Genomic DNA, 24446 nt, shown 5'->3' on the forward strand with positions numbered 1-24446 from the left:
CGATGAATAGACTATCTGAGCAGGAAAAAGAAGGCGTTTACAAAGCGATATATAACCGCAGAGATATTCGCACCTTCCTTCAACAGCCCGTGTCCGATGAGCTGCTGGTTAAATTGCTGGAGGCCGCTCATCACGGGCCGTCAGTGGGCTTCATGCAACCATGGAACTTTATCGTGATCAAAGACGCCGAGACCAAAGCCAAGCTGGCTGAGGTTGTAGACCGGGAACGACGTGCCTTGGCTATCCATTATGAAGGTACAGATCGCGACACTAAATTTATGGAAATTAAAATTCAAGGCATCCTGGAGGCTCCCGTCACAATCTGCATCACATGCGATCCTTCGCGTGGCGGCGATCATGTGCTGGGTCGCAACTCTATTCCTGAGACCGACATTATGTCCGTAAGCTGCGCCATTCAAAATATGTGGCTTGCTGCCTATGCCGAAGGCTTAGCAATGGGCTGGGTCAGCTTCTACAAGAAGCCAGACATTCGGCGCATCCTCAACATCCCGCTTCATATCGATCCTACTGCACTCATCTCCATTGGGTATACTGAGGACTATCCAGAACGGCCACTGCTTGAAGCTTACAACTGGGAGAAGCGAAAAGTATTAAGTCACCTCGTTTACGATAACCAGTGGGGCACCTCATCCAGCTTGCTGTAACCAAACCGATCATACTGGCACAACAAAGCCTTCCATCCCACATAAGGAGATGGAAGGCTTCTTTATGATGAACGCGAATCTAGTTTATTTATCCAGCAATCCGCGCTGCATCGCTTTCCATACAAGCTGTGCGAATAGGCTGTTCGACCAAGCGAACCAAGGACGTGTGAACACATTCGGATCGTCTGCGAGGAAGCCTTCATGCATGAATCCAGTATCTGCATCCGTTGCTTCCAGCATATCAATCATCGCAAGCATTTCCTCATCATTTGCAGCCGTCAAGCCTTGCATGGACAACGCCATATGCCATACATAACCGTCTGGCGTATGCGGACTGCCAATACCTTTCGCAACCTTGCCTTCAAAGTAATACGGATTTTCTTTGCTCAAAATAAATTTGCGTGTATTTTGATAAATCGAATCGTCTGCCGCCGCATATCCAATATAAGGGATCGATAACAAACTTGGCGTTCCTGCATCATCTAGAAGGCAGGAATTTCCGAAGCCATCCGTTTCATAAACATATATTTTGCCGAATGTAGGATGATTGTGAACCCCATACAGCTGAATGCCGTGGTTGATCTCCTCTTCCAGCTTCGCCATTTCGCTCACGAATTCCTCGTCGCGGAAGCCGTACTTGGAAATTTCCTGCATTTGACGCAGGCTGACAACTGCGAACATATTCGACGGAATGCTGTAATGGAAATCGCATGCATCATCGCTTGGACGGAATCCAGACCAAGTCATTCCTGTATAATTCACAGGCATTCCCTTGCCATCGTTGCGAATCGTATCAATGGCTGGACAGTTCACACGTGTGAAGCGGTATGGAGATTGCTCAAAGTGACGCTGCTCCGTTTTCCATACGTCCACAATTTTACGCATCGCAGACTTGAAATTCGTATCGAAAATGTCAGTGCGCCCTGTTTCTTTCCAATACATATAGGCAAGGCGAATCGAGAAGCACATCGAATCCAGCTCATACTTGCGTTCCCACACCCACGGGGACATTTCAGTCTGGTCGTTGGCATCCCAGTGCCAGTCATTTGCCGTCTCGTTGAACGCGTTTGCATAAGGATCAATATTAATATAAAACATATGACGCTTGATCAATCCGCCGATAATGCGCTGCAAGTCCTTATCGTCCTTCGCGAATGGTACGTAATGAATCACCTGCTCTACGGAGTCGCGCAGCCACATTGCAGGAATATCCCCGGTCAAGACGAATGTTGTTCCGTCATCTAATAATTTTGTCGTTGTTTCAAGAGTGTTAGGGAAGCAGTTCTTGAACAGCTTCAACAGCTTAGGTCGATGCGCAAGCTTCTGCTCCGCTTCTTCCATAACGCGGGTGACTGCTTTCGGCAAGTCGAATGCAGGTACATCGATTTTGGGCAAACGAAATTGTTCCATGTTATTATCCTCCACCTGTTCTCCACATGATGTATATATCTCTACTGTCACGGTTGCTTGGAGCCCCACATTGCAGGCTTGTTCCCCGTGGCTCCTTACAGTGTACATGCAAACGCTTCATCTTGCTAGACAGATCATGAAAGTTCATCATGTTGCACAAAAATGTTCCACATAAAGAAACCGGACACTATCTTTTTCTATCATCGTATAGGATTGACATTGCCCATCATTTCGGGTGAACTGATAGATAAGCATCTCCACTGCGATAGCTTCCAAAGCCGCTTAAACACCGAGATGCCCTGCAACGAGGAGGAGAATTATGCCTAACGTATGGACACATTTATTATTCGGCCAGGAGATACTAGCCAATACGGGCATTTCCCATTGGATTTCCCGCGACGATCAGAAGCGCATGTTCAACATGGGATGCCAAGGGCCGGATTTTTTATTCTATCATCAATTTCTGCCCTGGCAGCGCAATAAAGTAATGAATGAGTTGGGAAATGCCATGCACAATAAGCAGTGCGGGCCTTTCCTGCTCGACTTGATAGATTCCGTTCCGAAAGGAGATATGCTTTCGCGAGTATATGCACTTGGATTCCTGTTGCACCATATCCTTGATCGGAATATGCATCCTTATGTATTCGTCCGTTCAGGATTTCGCAAGTGGGATCATCAACGATTCGAGGTGCTGATGGATACTCACATCTTGCATGCCAAGCGCAAGATCGCTACATGGAATACACCGGTATGGAAAGAGATTGACACTGGAGGGCAATTCCCGAAAGCAATCGTTTCTGCCTTCACAACATTGACGAGCCGATATTACCCGGAGCTGTCGGCTCGTGTTCAGAACCGATTCTGGAATGATGCGAACCGAGATATGGTAGGTGCCCAGAAGCTGTTTCACGATCCGGCCGGAATCAAGCAACTGCTGTCATTTAATCAGATTGAACCCTTTGTATATAAACGGAATCCTCCAGCCTATGATGTGTTAAATGAAGCGAAGAGACCTTGGCCGGATCCAACAGGAACAGGCGAGATCCGCACCACCAGCATATGGGAGATGTGGGAAGTGGCAAGTGAAGACGCGAAGCATGCAGTATCGGCTGCTGCCGTCTATTGGAGCGTCAAGGAAGAGCCAGGCGCTGATCAACGAGCGATTGCCAACTCGTATGCGGCTTTGCAGAAAGCAATCAGCAACCGCTCTTACGAAACAGGACTACCGCTTGATCAGGATCGTCCAATTATAATCGAAGACCCAATCTGGGAGCATTAACAAATAAGGCGCTATGGGCAGGAGCATCCTGCACCATAGCGCCTTATGATTATGTTAGCGTGACTGCGTCACATGAGCTACGATGACAAGATCCCGCTTGAAGCGCTTGCGAAATGCCGTGCGAACCGCATACGCTTCCGACACTTCAAGCAGTGGCGGAGTCGAGGCACGCACATGGAATACAACCTCCTGCTCCTCAATATCGCAAGCATCTAATGCAACGTCCGTCGCCGCTCCACGGTTGAAGCTGATTGCCAGCCGCAGCAATATGCTGAGCGTGCGCACTCCCTCTTTATCCCCTGGATGGAAGAGTGCTTCATAGTCACTCCACGCTTCTCCTGCCTTCAGCTTCTGATCAGCCGAGGCAAGGAACGCGCTAAGCACCAGTTCACGGGGAGTCAGTCCGTACAAGTCCGAATGCAGCAGCATATACAAAGCGTGCCGCTCACGTTCAAGCGGAGAAATGACGATCCCACAATCATGGAGCATAGCACTCGCGCACATAATCTGTGACCAGTCCCCCTCCAGCTCCATAAGTGCCCCCATATCCTCCACAAGCCGTGTGAACAACACATGGACTCGCCTCGCGTGCTCGACTTGCAAGTGGAATCTTCGCATCATATTCGAGATAGATAAGGATAGGGGATCATCGATCGTCAATCCATTACCCTGAAGCATATCGAATAATACGCCTTCACGTATCCCTTTTGCGCTGACCATCAATGCTGGCATATCCAAGCGTTCCATCACATGCTTAATGAACGTAAAGGCACCCATAAATATATCCGCGCGATCCTTGGACAGCCCCTGAATCTTCTCCCTCTCCCCAAGCAACAGCGGCTTTAGACTCTTATGCCACTGCTTAACCTGTTCCCGTTCAAGCACATAATGGTGAAGCGAAGCCAGCGGAACCTTCACCTGAGCCTTATCCATCTTGGCAATAGTCCGTATTGTGCCGCCAACACCGATTAGCGTATAGCCCTCTGCTTGCTGCAGCCAATCAATCTGGCTTAGAAGCTTCTCCATATCGGCAATCAGCCGCTGCTCCTCTTTCGCCTGGAGTGCCCCCCTAACCTCATATTGGCTTGCAAGCGTCAGTGCGCCTATCGGTATACTGATGCTCTCCTTCAATTCCCGCTGCTGAATAAGCACCATTTCTAAGGAACCGCCCCCAATATCTATGAGCAGTCCGTTCTGAATGTTCATCGTAGACACGACAGCGAGGTAGTCTAAATAAGCCTCTGACTCTCCACTTATCACACGAACAGACAGCTGAGTTGCACCCAATATGCGGCTTAAAATCAAAGCACGGTTCGTCGCCTTGCGCAGTGCAGCAGTTGCTACCGCTATGATCTCGCATGGTTCATAACGGCTGCATAACTGCTTAAATAATAGAAGCGTAGAAATCAATTTATCAATTTTATATTCAGGGATTGCACCGTCTTCATCATACTCATCTCCGAGGCGCACGACTTCCTTCCATTGATCTACAATTTGGAAAGTCATATCCTCACGAATTTCCGCAATCATGAGACGTACCGAATTCGAACCGATATCTACGATGCCCTGATGGCGATTTTGTCCGGGAACCTTGGTTTCCTGTGCCTTCTTAGGTCGCATTATATGGTTACTCTCTCCTTCCTTACTTATCGCAGCACGTTTGGCACCCGACATCATCTTGCCATACCGCTTTCACGAAAATCTGCGATTATGGTTGTTTGCAGCGCATACCGAGCGCGATTATGCAAAAAAAAAGTTTGCAATGTTCTTTTCATTTTGCCATGCCCAGTATGAAAACTCCATCCGAAAGCGCGCTGCACGATGTTAATCTTTCGTAAATCTATGACCTGCGCCTGCCATTTCCATTACTCTAGCAGTAGACAGCATTGTTGGGTCTACTGGAAGCAGTATTCACACCTAGGATTGCACTCATTCCTAAACATGAATAGCCTGCGACACCTGACATAAGTTTGGGATGGGAGCATTGCCATGCATCTAGTTTCATTCACTCGAAACGAAAAAGCAGCCCGAAAGAAGAAAAGCGCATATCATCCTGAAAAGGAACGCGCTAGTAGACGAAAAGTTCATATCTCTGCTGTACAAAGCTTCCAAGGCTAACGTGTGCATCGAACTCATTGTTCGCGGCATCTGCTGCCTGCGCCCAGGGATACCGAATCTGAGTGACAACATCACAGTACGAAGCATTGTCGGGCGCTTTCTGGAGCACACCCGCATTTTCTACTTTGAGCATAGCGGCAAGGGAAAAGTGCTGCTCAGCAGTGCAGACTGGATAAAAATCCTGAGACCAAATAAATGAGGCCCTATCCAGCATGCCACCCTGCTAATGATGCAGTAGCAGTGAGCATAGGGATAAGACCTCTATGTTGCTTCCGACAGGGTCAACAGCATGAACGTCAATCCGAGAATAGAAGATCCTTCATTCCACGGACCAAAGGGGATAGTAGAACAAAGAAGTAGGTCATTGTTCTTGATCAGTCCTCGCAACGAGACGAAAAAAAAAACAACCCCTCGAATGTCGGAACAGGGCTGCTTCAATGACAGCTTTTATATGTCAATATTGTTCTTATGTCTGTTACGCACTATGTTACACATACAGACCTAACTACATCGGCATTTCTGTGCCTGCAGCAGAATCCGTATTCCACATGCCCTCTTCCATTGCCGCTTCTCTGCGTCCCTTCTCAATATCAACGAAGGCAAGCAATACAATTCCAATAATGAAAAAGACAAGAATAGACAATATCGCGACACGCGTTGAACCTGTCAGCAGCCCTACCATGCCAAATACAGCCGGCCCAATCGAAGCTGACACCTTGCTCGACAGACTGAGGAAGCCGAAAAATTCAGATGCGCGGCTGATTGGCACCATCTGACTGTAGACAGAGCGCGCCACTGCTTGGCTTCCTCCTTGCACCATCCCGACCATAAAGGCCAATATGTAAAAATGCAGCGCTGTTGTCATAAAGTAGCCGAAGAAAACAATTAAAATATACGTGCCGAGCGATACATACAAGGAACGCTTGGAGCCTAATCTGCGAGCGAACTTCGCAAACAAATACGTAAACGGTATTCCTACAAACTGCGTAATGAGCAGTGAAATAATGAGATGACTCGTCTGAATGCCTATTCCAGCACCATAAATAGCCGCCATTCCAATAATAGTGGAAATGCCGTCATTGAAAAACCAAAAGGAAACCATATACTTCAGCAGTTCCGGATAATGCTTCACACGCTTGATTGTGTGAGCAAGACGGCTAAACCCTTGCTTCGTATAATAAGAAATCGATTGCCGCTCTATCCGTGCAGGATCCTTCAAATTACGGAATATCGGCAAGGAAAATGCAAGCCACCATATGCCAACAGACAAAAACACGGCCTGCGTTGCGACTAATTTATTTGGGAAGCCCAGCATCTCCCACTTTTCGAGCATAACGATGTTGACAGCTAGCAGCACGCCGCCTCCGATGTATCCATACATGTAACCCTTCGCAGATACTTCGTCCCGCTCTTCTGGCGATGCAATCCCCGGCAGAAGCGAATCATAAAAAGTATTGCCTCCTGAAAAACCGATCGTCGCAAAAATAAACAACACAGATACATACAGCCAATCTCCATTTCCCGCGAAAAACAGGAGCATGCATGCAGCCGAGCCGCTAATCGCAAAAACACGCAAAAATGCCATCTTGCGGCGAGACAAGTCGGCCATCGCCCCCAAAATCGGAGACAACAGCGCAACAAAAATCATGCCAATCGTCTGTGTAAATGCCCAATAGCTCGTCGCTTCGTGATTCGGCAGACCGGAAGCGGCTACAGATTGATAAAAAATAGGAAGCACTGCCGCCAACATCGTCGTTGCAAATGCGGAGTTCGCCCAATCATACATCATCCAACTGCGTACTTGTTTCGAACGCATCATTTTCCCCCTAAGCGACAACATAACGTTATGAGAATATCTTCATTTCATTGTGCGGTATGGCCTCACGATGGTCAACTAGTTCAATTATTAAGTTTTGTATAAGCCGCAGTATTGGAAAACATTGTTTGACAACATAGCTTCCGCATCTAATCTAATGTATAATGAGAAAAACATTTTATTAGCCCCATAAAAGCGATAAATAGTTTTGAAGCTTTCGCCTGATATCCTATATCAGTTATTACATATCCACCTAGAAACATCCATCTCATTACATACTTGAGTCCTATGATTATATAGGCAAGAAAGGGGGAGCAGTAATGAATTTAAGTCAATTGGAAACACTAATCACCATTTCCAAGACAATGAGTTTCCGCAAGGCTGGTGAATTGCTTAACCTGACACAGCCTGCAGTATCCGCTCAGATCAAAAGCTTGGAGGATGAATTCAAAACGGTGCTCATTGACCGAAATCAACCTGTCACGCTGACTGATAGCGGCAAGGTATTTTTAGAACATGCAACGCGCATCTTAGATATCGTCGACGAAGTCAAGCAGAAGCTGAGTGATTTGAACCAAATTCCACAAGGTCATATTGTTCTTGGTACAACAACATCCATTGCCATTCAAATATTGCCGCGGGTTCTTTCCTATTTCCAGGATCAATTCCCGCTCATTAAGACGACCATTATGTCCATGTCTTCCTCACAGATCATGGCCCATATCGAAAATGGCACCGTTGATATTGGCATCGGATATTTGAACGAACAGAACCCGAATCTGAACACGTCCGTGCTCTACTATGATTCGTTCGAACTCGTCGTCTGTCCAGAGCACCCACTGGCTAAGCATGAGCATGCAACGGTTGATATGCTAAGAGAAGTTCCGCTCATTTTGCTGTCGCCTGATACAGTAGGCCGCCGGTTCGCTGAAGAAATCTTCCGCCAATACAATATCACTCCCCATATTGTCATGGAGCTGTCCAGCAGTGAGGAAGTCAAGCGGATGGCCGAGTTGAATCTCGGGGCAGGCATCATTTCCAAGCTATCTGTCAGCAATGAGCTGCGCCGCGGCACACTGAAGATCGTTCAAATACATGAGCTCGAAACCGCGCATCCCGTAGGGGTTATGTATCGCTCAGGCCGTTACTTAAATTCAGCGATGCAGCAATTTTTAAGTGACTTGAAGGGTATGCCCGAAGCCCAATTTATCGGTTCCGAATAACCATACCGACCACATCGCAGAGTTGAAAATTGCCACTCATTGTATAGGAGGGGAAGCTATGAAATTCGATTTGCACACTCATCATTTTCGCTGCGGTCACGCAGATGGCAACATCCGTGATTACATCGAGGCAGGGATCGCACATGGCCTTCAAGTCATAGGCATATCCGATCACACGCCATACTTCGGACAGAATGAAGATCATCCACATCCGAATATTACGATGGCTAAAAGCGATTTCCGCAACTATGTAGACGAGGTGCTGCGCCTCAAAAAGGAATATGAGGGACGCATCGACGTACTGCTGGGCATCGAGTCTGATTATTTTCCTGAACATGCGGAAACCTATCGCAAGACACTTGCGCAATATCCGTTCGATTACATTATAGGCTCCGTTCACAGCACAAATGGCGTCAGCATTTTCAATAAAAATAGATGGAAAAAGCTTAACGCCGAGCAGCAAATTGCTGAGAAGCGAACCTATTACGAGATGATTCGTGACTCGGCACGTACAGGAATGTTTCAAATTTTAGGCCATATCGATGCCATGAAGGGCAATTATCCGCCGTTCTCGGATATTCAAACCCCTGACATTATTGACGATACCTTGAAGGTCATTGCAGAATGCGGCGTTGCCATCGAAATCAATACATCTGGGAAAACGAAGCTGAGCGGAGGCTGGTATCCCGCGGATTCCATCTTGGAACGGGCCCTTCATTACGGTGTCGAAGTTACCTTTGGCTCGGATGCGCATAAGCCATCCCGTGTTGGCGAAGACTGGGAAGAAGTCCGCTCGCGCCTGAAGGAAATTGGTTTTACTTATTGGGTGTATTATAAAGAGAAGCAGAAGCAAGTCGTACCGATTGAATAGCAATCTTGTCGAAAACGATGGGATTGTGGTTATGAATAATAGATGTGTACAAGGATGCTTCCGGAGCAAAATAGGCTTTTATTATTCAAAGGCCTATCCCTGTTCTGGGTGCATTTTTTATATGTCTACCGAATTCAGGGCAAAAAAAAGGGGATCTGTATCTCACAGATCCGTCTCAAGGGATATATATTCATCAAAAGGGGGTCTTGCTATTTACTATACCCTTTGTACATTAACTAACGTTAACAGGAATATTACCGTTGTGTAACAAATCATTAAGCCTGTGTTAAACTGCTCTCCGAATTGCCTTGCGAGCTGCCTTCCCAGACGATGAACGATTGACAACAATGATTCCCGCCACCACGAGTCCAAGAGCTGCCAATGTACCGCCGTTCCACGATTCATTCAACAGCCAAGCGGATAAGAGAACCCCAAACAATGGAATGAGGAAAAGGAACATGGATACTTTGCCTACTTGATTATATTTCATAATTAGATTCCATAGACTGAATCCTGCTGCCGACAGGAATGCCAGATAGAACAGCAGCATCAGAGATGAAGCGTCCCATTGGAAAGGGGCAAATCCTGCACGCCATGCGCCCACTATAATAAGCCCAACGCCACCAAGCGCCATTTGGCGTCCCGTCAACCATAATACCGGCAATTCGCGCGCCTCATAACGCGCCAGCACATTCCCTATCGCACCGAACAATGCCGATAAAATCAAGCAAACATCACCGATGCCAAAGGACATACCTGCGTCGGCTGTATTACTGAAAGTCACAATAATAACTCCTACGAAACCAAGACACAACCCGAGTGTCTTACCGAATGTGAAGCTTTCACTGCGATCAACCATCCTTGCGACAATCATTTGGAAGAAGCAGGTTGCCCCAGAAATAATCGCTCCCTTCATTCCGGTGCTTAAGCTTAGTCCAATATAGAAGAAGATATACTGTAAAAATGTCTGTATGACTGCAAGACGCGTTACCCGCCAGCCAACACGTCTAGATTTGCCGCTGCGATTCAGATCAGTTCGCGGCCTACGATTCATACAAGCAGTCAATAAAATAAGCATAATTCCAGCCAGGGCAAATCGATATCCTGCAAATACCCACTGTTCATTAGCTGCATCCGAGCCAATCCCAAGCGCCTCGTACCCAAGCTTAATTGCTGGCATCGCACTTCCCCACAACAGTGTAGCGATAATCGCGCTTACGGTCATGCCTACAGGATGAGTAAACCATTTCTGCGCTGTCACTGATGAACCCTTCCTTTCTGCATGCGGCTTACGCCGCCCGGTGCATAATGCGCGAATGGGTCAATCACTGTTCCATCCGCTCCCATTACGTTCTAGTTGAATTGTGCAACAATAATGCCGCCCTTAACTGGACGGCATCTCATAAACCTATTCTATCCTAGCACGAAAGCATGCAGACAACAATCATTTCCAACAATTAATTTTCATTCTGCTGAAGCCCGCGATATACCCCTGTACGAAGCTCTCGAACATACGGCTTCACCCCAGGCACATCACTCATTTCCGCTGCCCGTACAGCCTGTTCAATATCATAGGGAACCCGATGGAATTGGATCGAAAATTCACTTTGCTGAACCTGGCCGAAATGACCCTGCAACATCACATAGGACGCTTGTGTCATATCAAGAGGATTGCCGACACTTCCGCAATTCACTAAGGTATGACCTTTAAAATGCTGCAAAAACGCATTATGAATGTCTCCATAAATGACCACATCTGGTGATTGGCATGGATGGAGCGGTTCAGTCAGTGATGGAGTAAAATCGAACATGCCCAGACGTTTTTCCTTATCATCCCAAGGCTGTACTCGATTGAACACACTGTGAGGGGAAGCGTGGAATAGACGAATATGCCGACCGCTCATATTGAAGTCATACGAGAACGGCAGCCGTTCCAAGCGGGCTAACCTTTCTTGGCCCAACTGCTGCGCGTGCCAGCTGAACTGTTCGTCATCCTGAATCTGACGGACAAGCTCGTCCCAGTTCCCCTTTACAATGACATCACAATAATCGAACAATAAATCTACAACTTCTGCAGGGTTCGGCCCTTTCCCCACTAAATCTCCCAGGCAGTATATTTTATCAGCGCCTTGTCGCTGAATATCATTAAGTACGGCTTCGAGAGCCTGTAAATTCCCATGTATATCGGAAATGATAGCTATAGACTGCATATCGCTTCGTCTCCTCCCTAATATCCTTCATATCCCCCATAGGGTTATGTAGGGGTCCTTCACCAATCCTCATTTATAGCTAGCCGTGTAAACCATACTAATATATCTTTGCTATGCCTTGATCGGCCGTATTATGCCTAATTCCTTATACAATCGCCCTTAGCGTCAGCAAGGTCCATTCTGGTGGACAAAGCAAGCGTATGGGCAGAAGTGTTGTACCAATTCCTCTGCTTGTATATATAAGAAGAGGACGTTCTGGCATGTTCTCACGTTTTAGCACATATAATCCATCAGGGTATCGCTCTCCTAATTTTGGAAGGAACAGCGGCCCGATAAGCGGCAAGCGCACCTGTCCTCCATGACTATGTCCGGACAATTGAAGATCAACCTTATACTCGCGAGCAACCATTCCCCAATCTGGTTCATGGGCAAGCAGTATGCAGCACATCGTATTCGATATTCCTCGCATAGCACGCCTCATATCAGGGGTACCTTCCAGTGCATCGTCAATGCCTGCTAGTGCCAGCATATCCTGATTCCGCTTGAGTACCACATGATCATTCGTCAGCATTCGGATATCTGCCTCTTCCATTGCTTTTAGCACGGCCTGCGCGCCGTTCCCCCGATAATCGTGATTGCCAAGCACAGCATAGGAACCATACGGCGCCCGTAGTTGGCGCAGCACAGATACAATTTCGGCTGGAACAACATCTCCATGATCAACAATGTCCCCTGTAAAACATATGACGTCTGGCCGATTCGCTAGTACATCCTGGACGATGCTCTCGAGCTTCGATTTATTCAGGTTATGGCCGTAATGAATATCCGATAGATGTGCAATCGTCATTCCGTCGAAGGAAAGAGGCAAACCACGTATTCCTAACTCGATCTTGCGCTGCCTAACATAGGTCGGCTCAATGTATCTGGCATAGCCCCCAACTGCTAGCGGCAGCGCCACAATTGCTCCTGTCATCATACGCAAGAAGCGCCTCCGACTAGGATTTGCAACCGAATTGTCCTTTTTCATATCTTCCGTAATTGGAGATTTTATAGCTATCCCCTGCCTTTATCACATGCATTCGGTCTTCGCTATTTTCAGAATAAGCTTCTATCATATCTTGTCCTTTTATTATGAATCAGCACCGTTTTCAATGCAAATCATTGTAGAATATGCTTTAATAACAACTGCCGACCGCTATAATAGGGTCGGCAGTCCATTGCCTATGTTGTTCATCAGCCTCAATTGATTGCGCTTCCATTATGTTGAAGTATAATACTCTGCATATTGCTGGACTACCGGCTGTACTAGCCAATCTAAACGCTTACAAAACATTGAAATACTCATTCTCCAACGCTGGAGCCGTTCCTCCCCCATGATGGAAGGCCCTATTCCAAAGTGCTCTTCCATGCATTGTTCAAGTTCCTCTTCCATCATCTTCATGTCCGAGCTGACATCACTAAGCTTCACTATGTACGCGGTAAGGCAATCGTATTCATCGTCGGGCGCGCCAAGTGCACGCAAGCCTAGTGGATCCCATTCGTCCACGAGCAGTTTCACCTTGCTGAAGAGGCTGTTCTCATCCCAACTGTTCTTGTCCTGTACTGGCAAATGGAGCATCAACTCGGCACCTCCTAGTCATCTCACAAGCATCCGGCGCACATTCAAGTTGTTATCCAATACTATAATCGATATTTCAATTTTGGAATACAAATTTTTCTTAAAATTATTTAATTTTTTACTGGCTTATTTCACGATCTGTACACCGTATCTGTATATATTTGTTTCTACAAGTTATAAAAAAGCGCCCCTCAGAGGGGCGCTTTTGCTTGCAGTTATTGCATAAACCAACGCTTGAACATTAGCTTCGTTGTATCTTTGTTCATCTCAGCAATGGAAGTTGTGAGCGGAATCTCTTTCGGACAGGAGCGGACACAGTTCTGGGAGTTACCACACCCTTCAATACCGCCGTCATCAAGTAATTGTTCCAAGCGCTCATCCTTATTCATTTCACCTGTCGGATGCGCATTAAACAGCCGAACCTGCGAGATTGGAGCAGGCCCGATGAAGCTCGTCTTCTCATTTACGTTCGGACATGCTTCCAGGCAGACACCGCAGGTCATACACTTGGACAATTCATAGGCCCATTGGCGCTTCGTCTCTGCCATACGAGGACCTGGCCCGAGATCGTACGTACCGTCGATTGGAATCCAAGCCTTTACTTTCTTCAAGGCATCGAACATCCGCTGACGGTTGATAACCAAGTCACGAACGACTGGGAATGTCTTCATAGGAGCGATACGAATCGGCTGCTCGAGCTTATCGATCAGCGCAGAGCAAGCCTGTCTAGGCTTGCCGTTAATGACCATGGAGCAAGCTCCGCACACTTCTTCCAAGCAGTTTGATTCCCAGCATACCGGAGCAGTTGTTTTGCCGGATGCATCCACAGGATTCCGTTGGATTTCCATTAATGCGCTAATGACGTTCATATTCGGGCGATATGGGATCTCGAATTCTTCCGTGTACGGCTGCGCGTCCGGCGCATCCTGACGCGTCACGATCAACTTGACTTTTTTGGATTGTGCCACAGCTTCCACCATCGTTATTCCCCTTTCTTCTTGTTCGCCGTATAGTCACGCTTGCGCGGTTTGATAAGCGATACGTCCACATCTTCGTATGAAATTTCCGGCCCATCCGGAGTCCATGAGGCAATTGTCGTCTTCAGGAACTGCTCATCATTGCGATCCGGGAATTCAGGCTTGTAATGTGCCCCACGGCTCTCGTTGCGAAGCAGTGCGCTCTTCGTCATTGCTTCTGACAACTCAAGCATATTCCACAGTTGGCGAGTAAAGGCTACTCCTTGGTTGCTCCAGCGCGCAGTATCCGTCATATTAATATTACTGTAGCGCTGCTTCAGTTCTTTGATTTTATTGATTGTATCTTCCAGCTTGTTATTGTAGCGAACGACCGTCATATTGTTGGTCATCCATTCGCCCAATTCCTTATGGATTACGTACGCATTTTCCGTGCCATCCATCGTCAGCAGCTTCTCATATTGTGAAGTTCTCAACTTCACCTCACGCTCAAATACGCTTGTCGATACATCCTCTGTCGCTTTGCTCAAGCCGCGGACATATTCTACTGCTTTAGGACCGGACACCATACCGCCGAATATCGCTGACAACAGCGAGTTCGCACCAAGACGATTCGCTCCATGATATTGATATTCACACTCTCCAGCCGCGAACAATCCCTTAATGTTCGTCATTTGGTTGTAGTCAACCCACATGCCGCCCATCGAGTAGTGCACAGCCGGGAAGATTTTCATCGGTATTTTGCGTGGGTCATCACCCATGAATTTTTCATAAATCTCAATTATGCCGCCGAGCTTCACGTCCAGTTCCTTCGGATCTTTATGCGACAGATCGAGATAGACCATGTTCTCGCCATTGATGCCCAATTTCTCATCAACGCACACATGGAAGATTTCACGAGTTGCAATATCACGCGGAACGAGATTTCCATATGCCGGGTATTTCTCTTCAAGGAAGTACCATGGCTTGCCATCCTTATACGTCCAGATGCGACCGCCCTCACCGCGTGCTGATTCAGACATAAGACGGAGCTTGTCATCTCCTGGAATTGCTGTTGGATGAATTTGAATGAATTCACCGTTCGCATAGCGAACACCCTGCTGATACACTGCGCTGGCCGCAGTCCCTGTATTAATGACCGAGTTCGTCGTTTTGCCGAAAATAATTCCTGGGCCGCCTGTTGCCAAAATAACGGCATCAGCAGCGAAGTGCGTAATGTTCATGCTGCGCAAGTCCTGCGCTGTAATGCCACGGCATACGCCTTCATCATCCACGATCGCGGAGAGGAATTCCCAATGCTCATACTTCGTTACAAGACCCTCTGCTTCCCAGCGGCGAACTTGCTCGTCAAGCGCATACAGCAGCTGCTGTCCTGTTGTTGCGCCAGCAAATGCAGTGCGGTGATATTGTGTGCCCCCGAAGCGGCGGAAGTCCAGCAAGCCCTCTGGCGTGCGGCTGAACATAACCCCCATGCGGTCCATTAAGTGAATAATGCCGGGCGCTGCTTCACACATAGCCTTAACAGGCGGCTGGTTCGCCAGGAAGTCTCCCCCGTATACCGTGTCATCAAAATGCTCCCAAGGGGAGTCTCCTTCCCCCTTCGTATTGACTGCGCCGTTAATGCCGCCCTGCGCACAGACGGAGTGAGAACGTTTCACAGGAACTAAAGAAAAAAGGTCGACGTGAACGCCTGCTTCCGCTGCTTTAATCGTTGCCATCAGACCAGCCAGTCCTCCGCCAACGACGATAATGTTCTGTTTTGCCATAATGCGTCACCCTCCCTTATCCGATAAATGGAATGATTGATTGAATTGCTTCAGCCGCTTGGAATTCTGCTGACCGGAATCCGATCAGCGACAATGTGAACATAATTGCCATAACGATGAACAAGCCCATGCAAATTTTTGCGGATACATTCTGTGCGCGCGGACCAACTGTAATACCCCAGCTCACAAGGAATGCCCACAATCCGTTCGTAAAGTGATAAGATGCAGAAATTGCACCAACCAAATATATGATAAACATCAGTGGAGAAGTAATAATGTCATGCATGTATGTGCCAAGCTGTTCATGCGTAATATTTCCAAGCGCAATTTGGACACGTGTTTCGTATACATGCCAAATGACAAACACAAACGTAATGACACCTGTTATCCGCTGCATCAAAAAGGCTACGTTGCGGCCGTAATTGTAATTGCCAACATTGTTCTTGGATGTGTACGCAATGTACAATCCGTATACGCCGTGATACAGAAGCGGAAGCCAAATGCCGAACAATTCTAGGAAAAATATTAGCGGCAATTCATTTAAAAATTTGACACTGCCTTGAAATGCTTCCTTCCCGCCTTCGAACGCGGAGTAGTTCGTCAGCATGTGCTCGACAAAAAAGAATCCGAGCGGGATAATTCCAAGAAGCGAGTGCAACTTGCGCGAGTAAAAGTATCCTCGTTTCATAAGCGTGCCGGTTCCCCTTTCCTTTTGTGTTCCAGTAGATTTTGGTAACAAACATCCTCATTTTACCTGCGCTTGTCGAAAGCGTCAATAATTTGTCACATCAATAGAGGCTTGAAATGGCGCGGTTGTTACCGCTTTCGACAACATTCGCGATTCTTCTTAAAAATCGCTTTCTATAGTTATGTGAACAACTTGTGACACTACCATGTTACTCCTAATCCCCTTATAATGGAATTGCAATGTTTTTATATCTTTTATAACTAAAACGCATAAGCAATCATTCATTTTTCTGTGCAGCCCATCATTCATATAATAGGAGGCTATGAAATATGCTCGATTTATTAGAATCATTCGCAGCCGTTGTTGAGCTGACAAGCTTGAATCAAGCGGCGAAGCGGCTGAACATCTCTCAGCCCGCGTTGTCCAGGCAAGTGGCAAAGCTTGAAGAAGAGCTTGGGGTAGAGCTATTTATTCGCAATGGCAAACGGCTTGAACTGACGCGTGTCGGTCAGCTTACGTATGAATTCGCACTCGATATTCGGAATCGGCAGCTCGACTTCCTGAAGTCCATCGCAGCCTTCAAGGCAGAAGGTCAGGCAACCATCACGATTGGCGCCAGTTTAACCACACTGCAAACGACGCTGCCTTTGTTCATTTCCTCCTTCGTCGAGAGACACCCAGACGCAAGACTGAAGGCCGTTACCGGCAAAACGCATGAGATCATCTCTCTTGTCCGCGAGCAGACCATTGATCTAGGCATTGTAGCCGATGCCATCCGTGAGCCTGGACTTATGTGCATCCCGTTGTTCGCTGATCATCTTCAACTCGTGCTGCCGCGGAGACATCCACTTGCAAGCATCCGCAACTGGTCAATGGATCGCTTGGACGGTCTCCCTATGCTTCTGTTTTCAAAAGGAACCTGGTATCGCAAACTGATTGATAATCTGTTCCGCCGATACCGAATCATGCCGGACATTCGTATGGAGATCGACTCCTTTGAGGCAATCGTACGCTTGCTTTCCACTTGTCACGCAGCCGCCCTGCTGCCGCACTCCTATTTGCGTTTGGAGTGGCTCAAGGATAATGATCTGATTGCCGTTCCCTTGAAAGAGTTGAAGCAAACTGAACGTGTAACTTCCATTGTATACGGCGAACAGGCACTATTAAGTCCTATCGCTACCCAATTTATTGATGAAATGATGGAAGCAGCAGCCTTATCGAGATTAGGTAAATAAATCTAAATGATAAGGAAGAAGAAGGATTTTACGCAGTTGCTGTCGAATTTAGTTGGCTTTAGATAAATAGAAAAAAATCACTAGGGGAAAATAGGGAGGAGATCGAAACCATGAGTGTATGTACTCGTTGTGGCAAACCTATCAACGAACATGAATTTCATCAATGCAGTGTGGAGAACACTGCTAAGCAAGCCAGCCCAACAGCCGATGAATTTGTGCAGCAGGTCTCTGCTGCCGCAGAGAGCGATCCTTTCACGACGCCTCAAGCGAACCACAAAACCTCAGGCAATACTGTACCAGATTGGGCCAAAACAATCGACAAAAAGAACATCCTTCAGTTGCTAAAAAATCCTGCGAGTGCTCGCAGCCTTTCCGTGTCCGACTGGATATATGCGGTCATTGCAGCGTTAGCATCTGCTTTGGGCTTTGCTCTTTTTGGCTATACACTTTTTGGAAGCCTTTTCGCTTCGCTGATGGGCTCAGTCAACTTCTTAAGTTCAAGGTCAGTCACGCCGCCATTTAGCTTTTTCCTTCAATTGTTCGTCTATCAATTGATTGTACTGGCGGTGCTCTTTATTAGCATATGGCTCATTAGCCGCTGGAAAGGCAGCAAGCCGCTTGATTTCAAGACTACATTGATTCAACTTGCGGCGATGCAAATGCCGTTCGGCTTGGGATATCTGCTCGCATTCCTTCTTGCACTCTTAAACTTCGGAGCATTAGCGGTAGCCGTAGCTGCCTTTACTTGGTTTGTATCGGTTATTGTTGCAACAACCGAATCGATGGAACAAGCAGAAGTCATACGTCCGAATCGCTTCCCGTTCATCACAGCCAGCATGGGCATGTACTTCTTCCTTACATATCTCGTATTCAAAATTGTCATCTTGTAATACTATTCATAAAAACACAAAGCCTGCAGCTCGCTTTCCATTCCAGCGACAACTGCAGGCTTATTTGCAACGTATTTTACTTCCCTTTTAACATGAACGCTTCTTCGAAATCCTCAATTTGCGTATTCGTACCGATCATCACCATAATATCCTTCTCATCAAGCACATCTTCGGCTGTTGGTGCAATAATAATGCCCTTAGGCTTATTAAGCGCAACGATGCTGCATCCGAACTTGGCTCGTGGATTCACATCCTTAAGCGCCATGCCTTGCATACAGTTCGGCACGCTTAGCTCAGCAATGGTATATTCCTTGGACAATTCAATGTAGTCCAGCAAGTTCGGCGATACAAGCTGATGCGCAACGCGGATGCCCATATCCCGCTCCGGATAGATTACCCTATCCACACCTAACCGCTCTAGGACACGTCCATGCAGCTCTGATAGTGCTTTGGCAACAACCTTCTTCACGCCAAGTTCCTTCATTTGTATACTAACAAGAATGCTTGTCTGAATATCATCACCGATGGCTACGATCGTACAATCGAAGTTCCGTATGCCGAGCGAGCGCAGCACCTCTTCATCCGACGCGTCCGCTACTACCGCATGGGTTACGAGCCCTGTCACATCCCCGATTACTTCCTCATCCTTATCAATGCCAAGAACTTGATGTCCGAGCTTTACAAGCTCCTTCGCGAGACTCGAACCGAATCGTCCCATCCCAATCACTGCAAACTGCTGCAACTCCATATCCCTGTATACTCCTTCGTCCGTTACAATCTAACTTGCTTATCCTATCGTTATTTTTCCTTCTGGGTGCCGGTATAATTCCCGTTCATTTTTCGGGCCTAACGCATAAGCCAACGTTAATGGGCCAAGACGGCCCGCGAACATCGTCAGACTTAGCAGCACCTTGCCAATATCCGATAAATCCGTCGTCAATCCCATCGTTAACCCTACTGTCCCGAACGCCGATGTTGTTTCGAACAGAATCATCAAAAAGCTGTGATCCTCTGTCGTTGATAGTATCATCGACACAATAATGACAAGGAACAACGACAGCAAGGTTAAGGTAACTGCCTTAAAGATTCGATCCTTCGCCAAACGATACCGGTAAATGACGATATCTTCTTTGCCGCGAATCATGGCAAGTACAGCTCCTACGAGAATAGCGAACGTCGTGGTCTTAATACCACCGCCGGTGGAACCCGGTGAAGCCCCAATGAACATGAGGATGATCATAAAAAATTGCGAGGCCTGCCGCATGGCTCCGATATCTATCGTATTTGCCCCTGCTGTACGCGGACTGACCGACTGGAACAGCGACGCCCAAAATTTCTCCCAGCCAGTCAAGCTTCCCAGCGTGCGCGTATTCGTAAATTCAAAAATAAATATAACGATCGTTCCGAGCACAATGAGCAGCCCCGTCATCGTTAACACGATTTTAGAATGGAGAGACAACTTACGGGAACGCTTATAATCCACTAAATCAGACAATACGATGAAGCCAATACCGCCAAGTATAATGAGCAGCATGGCTACCATATTGATAACGGGATCCCCTGCATAGCTGGTCAAGCTTGTAAACGGCCCGCTCACGGAACCGAACAAATCAAAGCCAGCATTATTAAATAAAGAAACGGCATGGAATATACCGAAATAAATCGCTTTGCCTAATGGAAGATCGAATGCCCAGCGTACCGAGAACAGCACAGCTGCAACTCCCTCGATACATACCGCAAACAAGATAACTTTACGGATAAGGCGTACGATGCCTTCCATACTGCCTTGATTAAGTGCTTCCTGCAAGATAAGCCTTTCCTTCAGCGATATCTTCTTCTTCAAGGCAAGTGCAAACAGCGTTGCCATTGTCATGAACCCAAGACCGCCGATTTGGATGAGCAGCATAATGACTACCTGCCCGAATACCGTAAAATGAGTGCCCGTATCAACTACTACGAGCCCGGTCACACAGGTTGCTGACGTTGATGTGAACAGTGCATCAAGAAACGGTAAAGGAACCCCTTTGGCGTTCGATATCGGAAGCATAAGTAAAAATGCGCCCAATAATACAATAGCTGCAAATCCAGCAACCAGCACTCGCGCCGGTGTCAAATTGAATCGAATGGCCTTTTTTGTTCCCTTCAAGGGAGTCACCTCTTTTTTTCCACGAAAAAAAGCACTGGAAATCCCAATGCTATCGCTGGTATCCTGACGTACATGCCTACGAGGTTAGCTGTCGGATTCGGGCACGTCCAGGCTGCCCTATTCGCTAGCGGACTCTGTTCATCCACATTTGCGAAATTCACCCCATCTATCGGGTCCCCCGCTTTCGTTCATTCACGAAACTCGGCTTGTATGCAATTCATAACGAGATTATATACGTTTCCCTTGCTGCATACAAAGTCAAAGAATGAACAAATTAACCAGAATAAGACGAAAAACTTGAATAAATAGCGCTTACAATCCCCCATTTTCTTCGATTGTATTCAAAACACTCATTATCGCTGATTGTTTCTACATTTTCTCTGCTGGACTTTACAAAGTTGAAGTGGATAAAATGAACAAATAAGCAATCATACGCGATAACGTGTGATGTGATGGAGGTTCTGACATGTCCTATATATCGAAGCCGCTTCTCCTTGCTTCAGTGGCTGGATTTCTATTATTCCTCATTGTGCAGGTATTCATTCCCTTTCAACAAACAGAGGCCATATCTGATTCGACAACCACTCAAGCCATCTTAACGAAAGAGGAGGCGGCCCGCAAAGCGCTCACATTTGTGCAGGATTTAAACCGGCATCATATCTCGATGACAACTGAGCCTAATATCGCCCCTACCGTTGTGTATCGCAGTCAGCCTACCGTGTCCGGCTATATTAGCAAGGAAAAGCTGGCTTCTTCCTTCCAGAAATGGGAGCCATCCAGCCCATATGATACCTACCAAGTATTGCTGAATACGATGCATTCTGGCAGATCAGGTGTGATGTGCATTGACGTGCACATGACGAGTGGCCGTATCATTGGATTTGAATTCAAAGATCAGCCATCGAGCGCTGCCAGCTTAGGCTGGGTCATGGGAAATCAGGCGGGTGAGACGTCAGCAGAAGAAGAGGAGCCTGTATTGGATGCAGCGAGCCGCAAGAAACTTGCAGACGCACTCTTGAAGCATATGGGATGGAATTCTTCCCAATTAAAGCATAATGAATCGTCTACAGAATTAGACACCGTATCGTACTTCGTTCCTGAAGCCCATGTCGGGCAGGCTGCATTGAACGTGAAGGCTGTCTTCTCGCAGGATCGTATCGTCATGCTGAAGCCCTTCTGGTCTATTCCACACAGCTACCAAGCAGAGGAGCTTCATCAAACGAAAACCGCTTCTTCCATTTACAACATTGGATATAGGTGGATGACAATTCTGTTAAGCGCATGTTCCCTTATCGCCTGCATCGTCTACCGCCGCGACCTAAAGTTCGGATCGAAGACACTGTTCGTACTAACGGCTGTCTCATGCGGAATTTCACTGCTGCATGTATGGAACGCACTGCCGGGACTCTTTGCGCTTGAACTCCAAATCACTTTGGATAGTGTGAATATGGGGCTGTCCTTCGCCATTCAAGGCGCGGTTACGGTTATTCAGGGCGTTATTCTCTATTTCTCTATCCATGCGGGCAAGCGAGCATGGGCATTGTCTGCCTACAGGGATGTACTGCCTACATGGAGCAATACTTCATTCGGCAGCAAGCTGGTTCAGGCATTATGGATCGGAATCGCGTATTCAGGTGTATTGCTCGGTCTGCAAACTGTTATTTTCTTTATTTTAGAATCCGGATTTCATGCGTGGTCATCTACAGATGCCTCCCAATCGCCGATTAACCTGCGCATTGCACCGTTGTTCCCTCTTCTCGCATGGGTTGCAGCTATTTCTGAGGAGGGCGTGTATCGCTTATTCGGGGTAGGCCTGCTGAATCGTTGGCTCCGCAATCCATGGCTTGCTGGCATTCTACCGACACTCATATGGGCGTTCGGCCATGTCACCTATCCGATCTATCCTTATTATTCAAGACCAGTAGAGCTGTTGTTCATCGGAATGTTGTTCCTCTTCATTATGCTGAAGCATGGTTGGTGGACCGCCATGTTCGCACATCTAATGCTAGACAATTGCTTAATGTCCTTGTCATTCCTGCTTGATGGAACCATGAAGGGCTTTATCATTGGATTTGTGTATCTCATTTCACCCATCGCCATTGTGTATATACTGGCTAAGATGCATCACAACCATCGCCGAAGCACATATCGAATCCAATGGAAGTAAGCTTGTTGCCAAGTGCATAGTTTCTATAAAAATAGAGCCGTTGCTTCGCAAGGTGTTATGTATATACGCACCTCTCGAAGCAACGGCCCATTGTTTATTATTTCTTTTCAACGAATTTTTTGGCTTCCTTCACTGCTGTATCCAGTGCTTTCTGTGCATCTTCACCCAGCATGACAGAATCAATTGCGGTCGAAAGGTGACGGTTCATTTGGTTCCAGTTGCTGTTGAGCAAAAAGGCTGGTGTGTTGTCGGAACGCTCCAGCATGTGATAGAACGGTGCATACAGTTCGGATTGATCAAGCTTCATTTCCTGCACAACGCTCTTGCGAATCGGCAGGTCAGCATCGCTCTTCATTTTAACGGCTTCCTCCGAAGTAAAGAACTTCACGAACTCCCATGCCAACTCTTTTTGCTTGGATTGTTTCGCTATCGATACTGCACTTACGGAAATTACGCCTTTTACAGGCTTGCCAGGGAACGCCGGCATTTCAACGGTTCCGAAATCAACCTTTGCCTCCTTGAATCCTTCAAGCGGCCATACGCCACTTTCCCACATCCCGATTTTCCCCGCTTTGAAAATGTCATTACCGCCCAGTTGTGTCTTTCCGCCTACCAGAACTCCATATCCATCTTTCACCATATTGCCGAACATTTGAACTGCAGCTACGGTTTCTGATCCATTCATAATGCCTTCGATCGTTTTGCCATCATCACTGATGAAGCTTCCCCCGTTGCTCCAGATGAATCCTTGCAAATCGTATGGATCATTCTCAGCGCGAACACCGAACCCATACTGCTTCTTCGATTTATCTGTCAGCTTCGTTGCAATATCCTTAAAGTCATCCCATGTCCAGCCATCCTTCGGATATGGAACGCCCATCGCGTCGAAAACTTTCTTGTTGTAATACATAGCACGCGTCGTGAAGCCCGCAGGCAAGCCGTACGTCTTGCCGTCTACTTTCACGTAATTGAACAAGCCTTCGTATATATCATCTAATTTCAAGCTTGCATCCTTTTCCGTAAAGGAATCGAGCGCCTCCAAGTTTGAATGATACGTTGGGAAATCCCACATCAGCATAACATCCGGCGGATTGCTCGCACCGAACGATGCAGCCAGCTTCTGATCGAAGCCATCTGCATAAGGCTCAATTTGTACTTTAACGCCTGAATGGGACTTCTCGAACGCTCTCGCAATATTTTCTTGAACCTTCAGCTTTTCGCCTGTATCCCAGGTAGCAAACCGAAGAACTGTTTGTTTCCCTTTGTCTCCTCCGGAGGAACCTTGTTCTCCAGATCCTCCGCCACAGCCAGCAAACATAAGTGCAAAGATCGTTAACAGAATAACCAATCTTGACCTTCTCTTCATCCTG

The 24446-nt window shown here is 47.1% G+C and carries 20 protein-coding genes, 1 pseudogene and 1 riboswitch; of the genes and pseudogenes, 8 read left to right on the plus strand and 13 right to left on the minus strand.

The window, feature by feature from the left end:
• Positions 1–2: 2 nt before the first annotated feature.
• Complete coding sequence (bluB, locus tag ACQ5BJ_RS21735; protein ID WP_289354842.1) at positions 3–665, plus strand: 5,6-dimethylbenzimidazole synthase; 663 nt, start codon at positions 3–5, stop codon at positions 663–665.
• Positions 666–749: 84 nt separating this feature from the next.
• Here the strand turns inward: bluB and ACQ5BJ_RS21740 are convergent, their stop codons facing one another.
• The gene (locus ACQ5BJ_RS21740) at positions 750–2075 is read right to left on the minus strand and encodes a glycoside hydrolase family 125 protein (RefSeq protein ID WP_005551002.1); all 1326 of its coding nucleotides are present in this window, start codon (positions 2073–2075) and stop codon (positions 750–752) included.
• Positions 2076–2394: 319 nt separating this feature from the next.
• On the opposite strand from ACQ5BJ_RS21740, the gene ACQ5BJ_RS21745 reads away from it, so the two are divergent.
• Complete coding sequence (locus ACQ5BJ_RS21745; protein ID WP_005551003.1) at positions 2395–3354, plus strand: zinc dependent phospholipase C family protein; 960 nt, start codon at positions 2395–2397, stop codon at positions 3352–3354.
• Between the two features lie 54 nt (positions 3355–3408).
• Here the strand turns inward: ACQ5BJ_RS21745 and ACQ5BJ_RS21750 are convergent, their stop codons facing one another.
• On the minus strand, positions 3409–4974 hold the full coding sequence (locus ACQ5BJ_RS21750; protein ID WP_430112344.1) for a hypothetical protein: 1566 nt from the start codon (positions 4972–4974) through the stop codon (positions 3409–3411).
• Between the two features lie 421 nt (positions 4975–5395).
• Here ACQ5BJ_RS21750 and ACQ5BJ_RS21755 point away from each other — a divergent pair.
• Positions 5396–5647 (plus strand): annotated as a pseudogene (locus ACQ5BJ_RS21755) (RNA degradosome polyphosphate kinase); the annotation flags it as partial.
• A 330-nt stretch (positions 5648–5977) separates the two neighbouring features.
• Here ACQ5BJ_RS21755 and ACQ5BJ_RS21760 read toward each other — a convergent pair.
• Complete coding sequence (locus ACQ5BJ_RS21760; protein ID WP_005551006.1) at positions 5978–7288, minus strand: MFS transporter; 1311 nt, start codon at positions 7286–7288, stop codon at positions 5978–5980.
• Between the two features lie 320 nt (positions 7289–7608).
• Here ACQ5BJ_RS21760 and ACQ5BJ_RS21765 point away from each other — a divergent pair, with 320 nt between their 5' ends.
• Both ACQ5BJ_RS21765 and ACQ5BJ_RS21770 read left to right on the plus strand, forming a co-directional pair.
• The gene (locus ACQ5BJ_RS21765; RefSeq protein ID WP_005551008.1) at positions 7609–8511 is read left to right on the plus strand and encodes a LysR family transcriptional regulator; all 903 of its coding nucleotides are present in this window, start codon (positions 7609–7611) and stop codon (positions 8509–8511) included.
• A 58-nt stretch (positions 8512–8569) separates the two neighbouring features.
• Positions 8570–9382 carry a histidinol-phosphatase gene (locus ACQ5BJ_RS21770; RefSeq protein ID WP_289354831.1) on the plus strand — a complete coding sequence of 271 codons (813 nt, stop codon included), beginning with the start codon at positions 8570–8572 and terminating at the stop codon, positions 9380–9382.
• A gap of 286 nt (positions 9383–9668) precedes the next feature.
• On the opposite strand, the gene ACQ5BJ_RS21775 is transcribed toward ACQ5BJ_RS21770, so the two are convergent.
• From ACQ5BJ_RS21775 to ACQ5BJ_RS21805, 7 genes are all read right to left on the minus strand, one after another.
• A complete protein-coding gene (locus ACQ5BJ_RS21775; RefSeq protein ID WP_268620022.1) occupies positions 9669–10643 on the minus strand; it encodes a DMT family transporter in 975 nt (324 codons plus the stop codon).
• 196 nt (positions 10644–10839) lie between these two features.
• Positions 10840–11592, minus strand: coding sequence for a metallophosphoesterase family protein (locus ACQ5BJ_RS21780; protein ID WP_005551014.1), 753 nt, complete (start codon positions 11590–11592; stop codon positions 10840–10842).
• Between the two features lie 145 nt (positions 11593–11737).
• Complete coding sequence (locus ACQ5BJ_RS21785; RefSeq protein ID WP_005551016.1) at positions 11738–12568, minus strand: metallophosphoesterase; 831 nt, start codon at positions 12566–12568, stop codon at positions 11738–11740.
• Positions 12569–12850: 282 nt separating this feature from the next.
• Complete coding sequence (locus ACQ5BJ_RS21790; protein WP_005551019.1) at positions 12851–13210, minus strand: hypothetical protein; 360 nt, start codon at positions 13208–13210, stop codon at positions 12851–12853.
• Between the two features lie 215 nt (positions 13211–13425).
• Entirely contained in the window at positions 13426–14190 is a 765-nt protein-coding gene (gene sdhB, locus ACQ5BJ_RS21795) for a succinate dehydrogenase iron-sulfur subunit (protein WP_040736919.1), read from the minus strand.
• A 2-nt stretch (positions 14191–14192) separates the two neighbouring features.
• On the minus strand, positions 14193–15950 hold the full coding sequence (sdhA, locus tag ACQ5BJ_RS21800; protein WP_005551021.1) for a succinate dehydrogenase flavoprotein subunit: 1758 nt from the start codon (positions 15948–15950) through the stop codon (positions 14193–14195).
• A gap of 16 nt (positions 15951–15966) precedes the next feature.
• On the minus strand, positions 15967–16638 hold the full coding sequence (locus ACQ5BJ_RS21805; RefSeq protein ID WP_005551022.1) for a succinate dehydrogenase cytochrome b558 subunit: 672 nt from the start codon (positions 16636–16638) through the stop codon (positions 15967–15969).
• Between the two features lie 329 nt (positions 16639–16967).
• On the opposite strand from ACQ5BJ_RS21805, the gene ACQ5BJ_RS21810 reads away from it, so the two are divergent.
• Both ACQ5BJ_RS21810 and ACQ5BJ_RS21815 read left to right on the plus strand, forming a co-directional pair.
• Complete coding sequence (locus ACQ5BJ_RS21810) at positions 16968–17873, plus strand: LysR family transcriptional regulator (RefSeq protein WP_005551024.1); 906 nt, start codon at positions 16968–16970, stop codon at positions 17871–17873.
• A gap of 110 nt (positions 17874–17983) precedes the next feature.
• Complete coding sequence (locus tag ACQ5BJ_RS21815; RefSeq protein ID WP_430112349.1) at positions 17984–18763, plus strand: hypothetical protein; 780 nt, start codon at positions 17984–17986, stop codon at positions 18761–18763.
• Positions 18764–18839: 76 nt separating this feature from the next.
• Here the strand turns inward: ACQ5BJ_RS21815 and ACQ5BJ_RS21820 are convergent, their stop codons facing one another.
• Together ACQ5BJ_RS21820 and ACQ5BJ_RS21825 are read right to left on the minus strand one after the other, a co-directional pair.
• Positions 18840–19511 carry a potassium channel family protein gene (locus ACQ5BJ_RS21820; RefSeq protein WP_430112351.1) on the minus strand — a complete coding sequence of 224 codons (672 nt, stop codon included), beginning with the start codon at positions 19509–19511 and terminating at the stop codon, positions 18840–18842.
• 39 nt (positions 19512–19550) lie between these two features.
• On the minus strand, positions 19551–20909 hold the full coding sequence (locus ACQ5BJ_RS21825; RefSeq protein ID WP_005551029.1) for a TrkH family potassium uptake protein: 1359 nt from the start codon (positions 20907–20909) through the stop codon (positions 19551–19553).
• Between the two features lie 58 nt (positions 20910–20967).
• A riboswitch (cyclic di-AMP (ydaO/yuaA leader) is annotated at positions 20968–21126 on the minus strand.
• Between the two features lie 249 nt (positions 21127–21375).
• Between ACQ5BJ_RS21825 and ACQ5BJ_RS21830 the strand changes: the two genes are divergently transcribed.
• The gene (locus ACQ5BJ_RS21830; protein ID WP_268599824.1) at positions 21376–23076 is read left to right on the plus strand and encodes a CPBP family intramembrane glutamic endopeptidase; all 1701 of its coding nucleotides are present in this window, start codon (positions 21376–21378) and stop codon (positions 23074–23076) included.
• A 97-nt stretch (positions 23077–23173) separates the two neighbouring features.
• Here ACQ5BJ_RS21830 and ACQ5BJ_RS21835 read toward each other — a convergent pair whose 3' ends face one another.
• Positions 23174–24442 (minus strand): ABC transporter substrate-binding protein, encoded by a 1269-nt coding sequence (locus tag ACQ5BJ_RS21835; RefSeq protein WP_005551031.1) that lies wholly within the window; start codon positions 24440–24442, stop codon positions 23174–23176.
• Positions 24443–24446: the final 4 nt, after the last annotated feature.

This window comes from Paenibacillus sp. B1-35 (assembly GCF_050474385.1).
GTDB classification, from domain to species: Bacteria; Bacillota; Bacilli; order Paenibacillales; family Paenibacillaceae; genus Paenibacillus_B; species Paenibacillus_B alvei.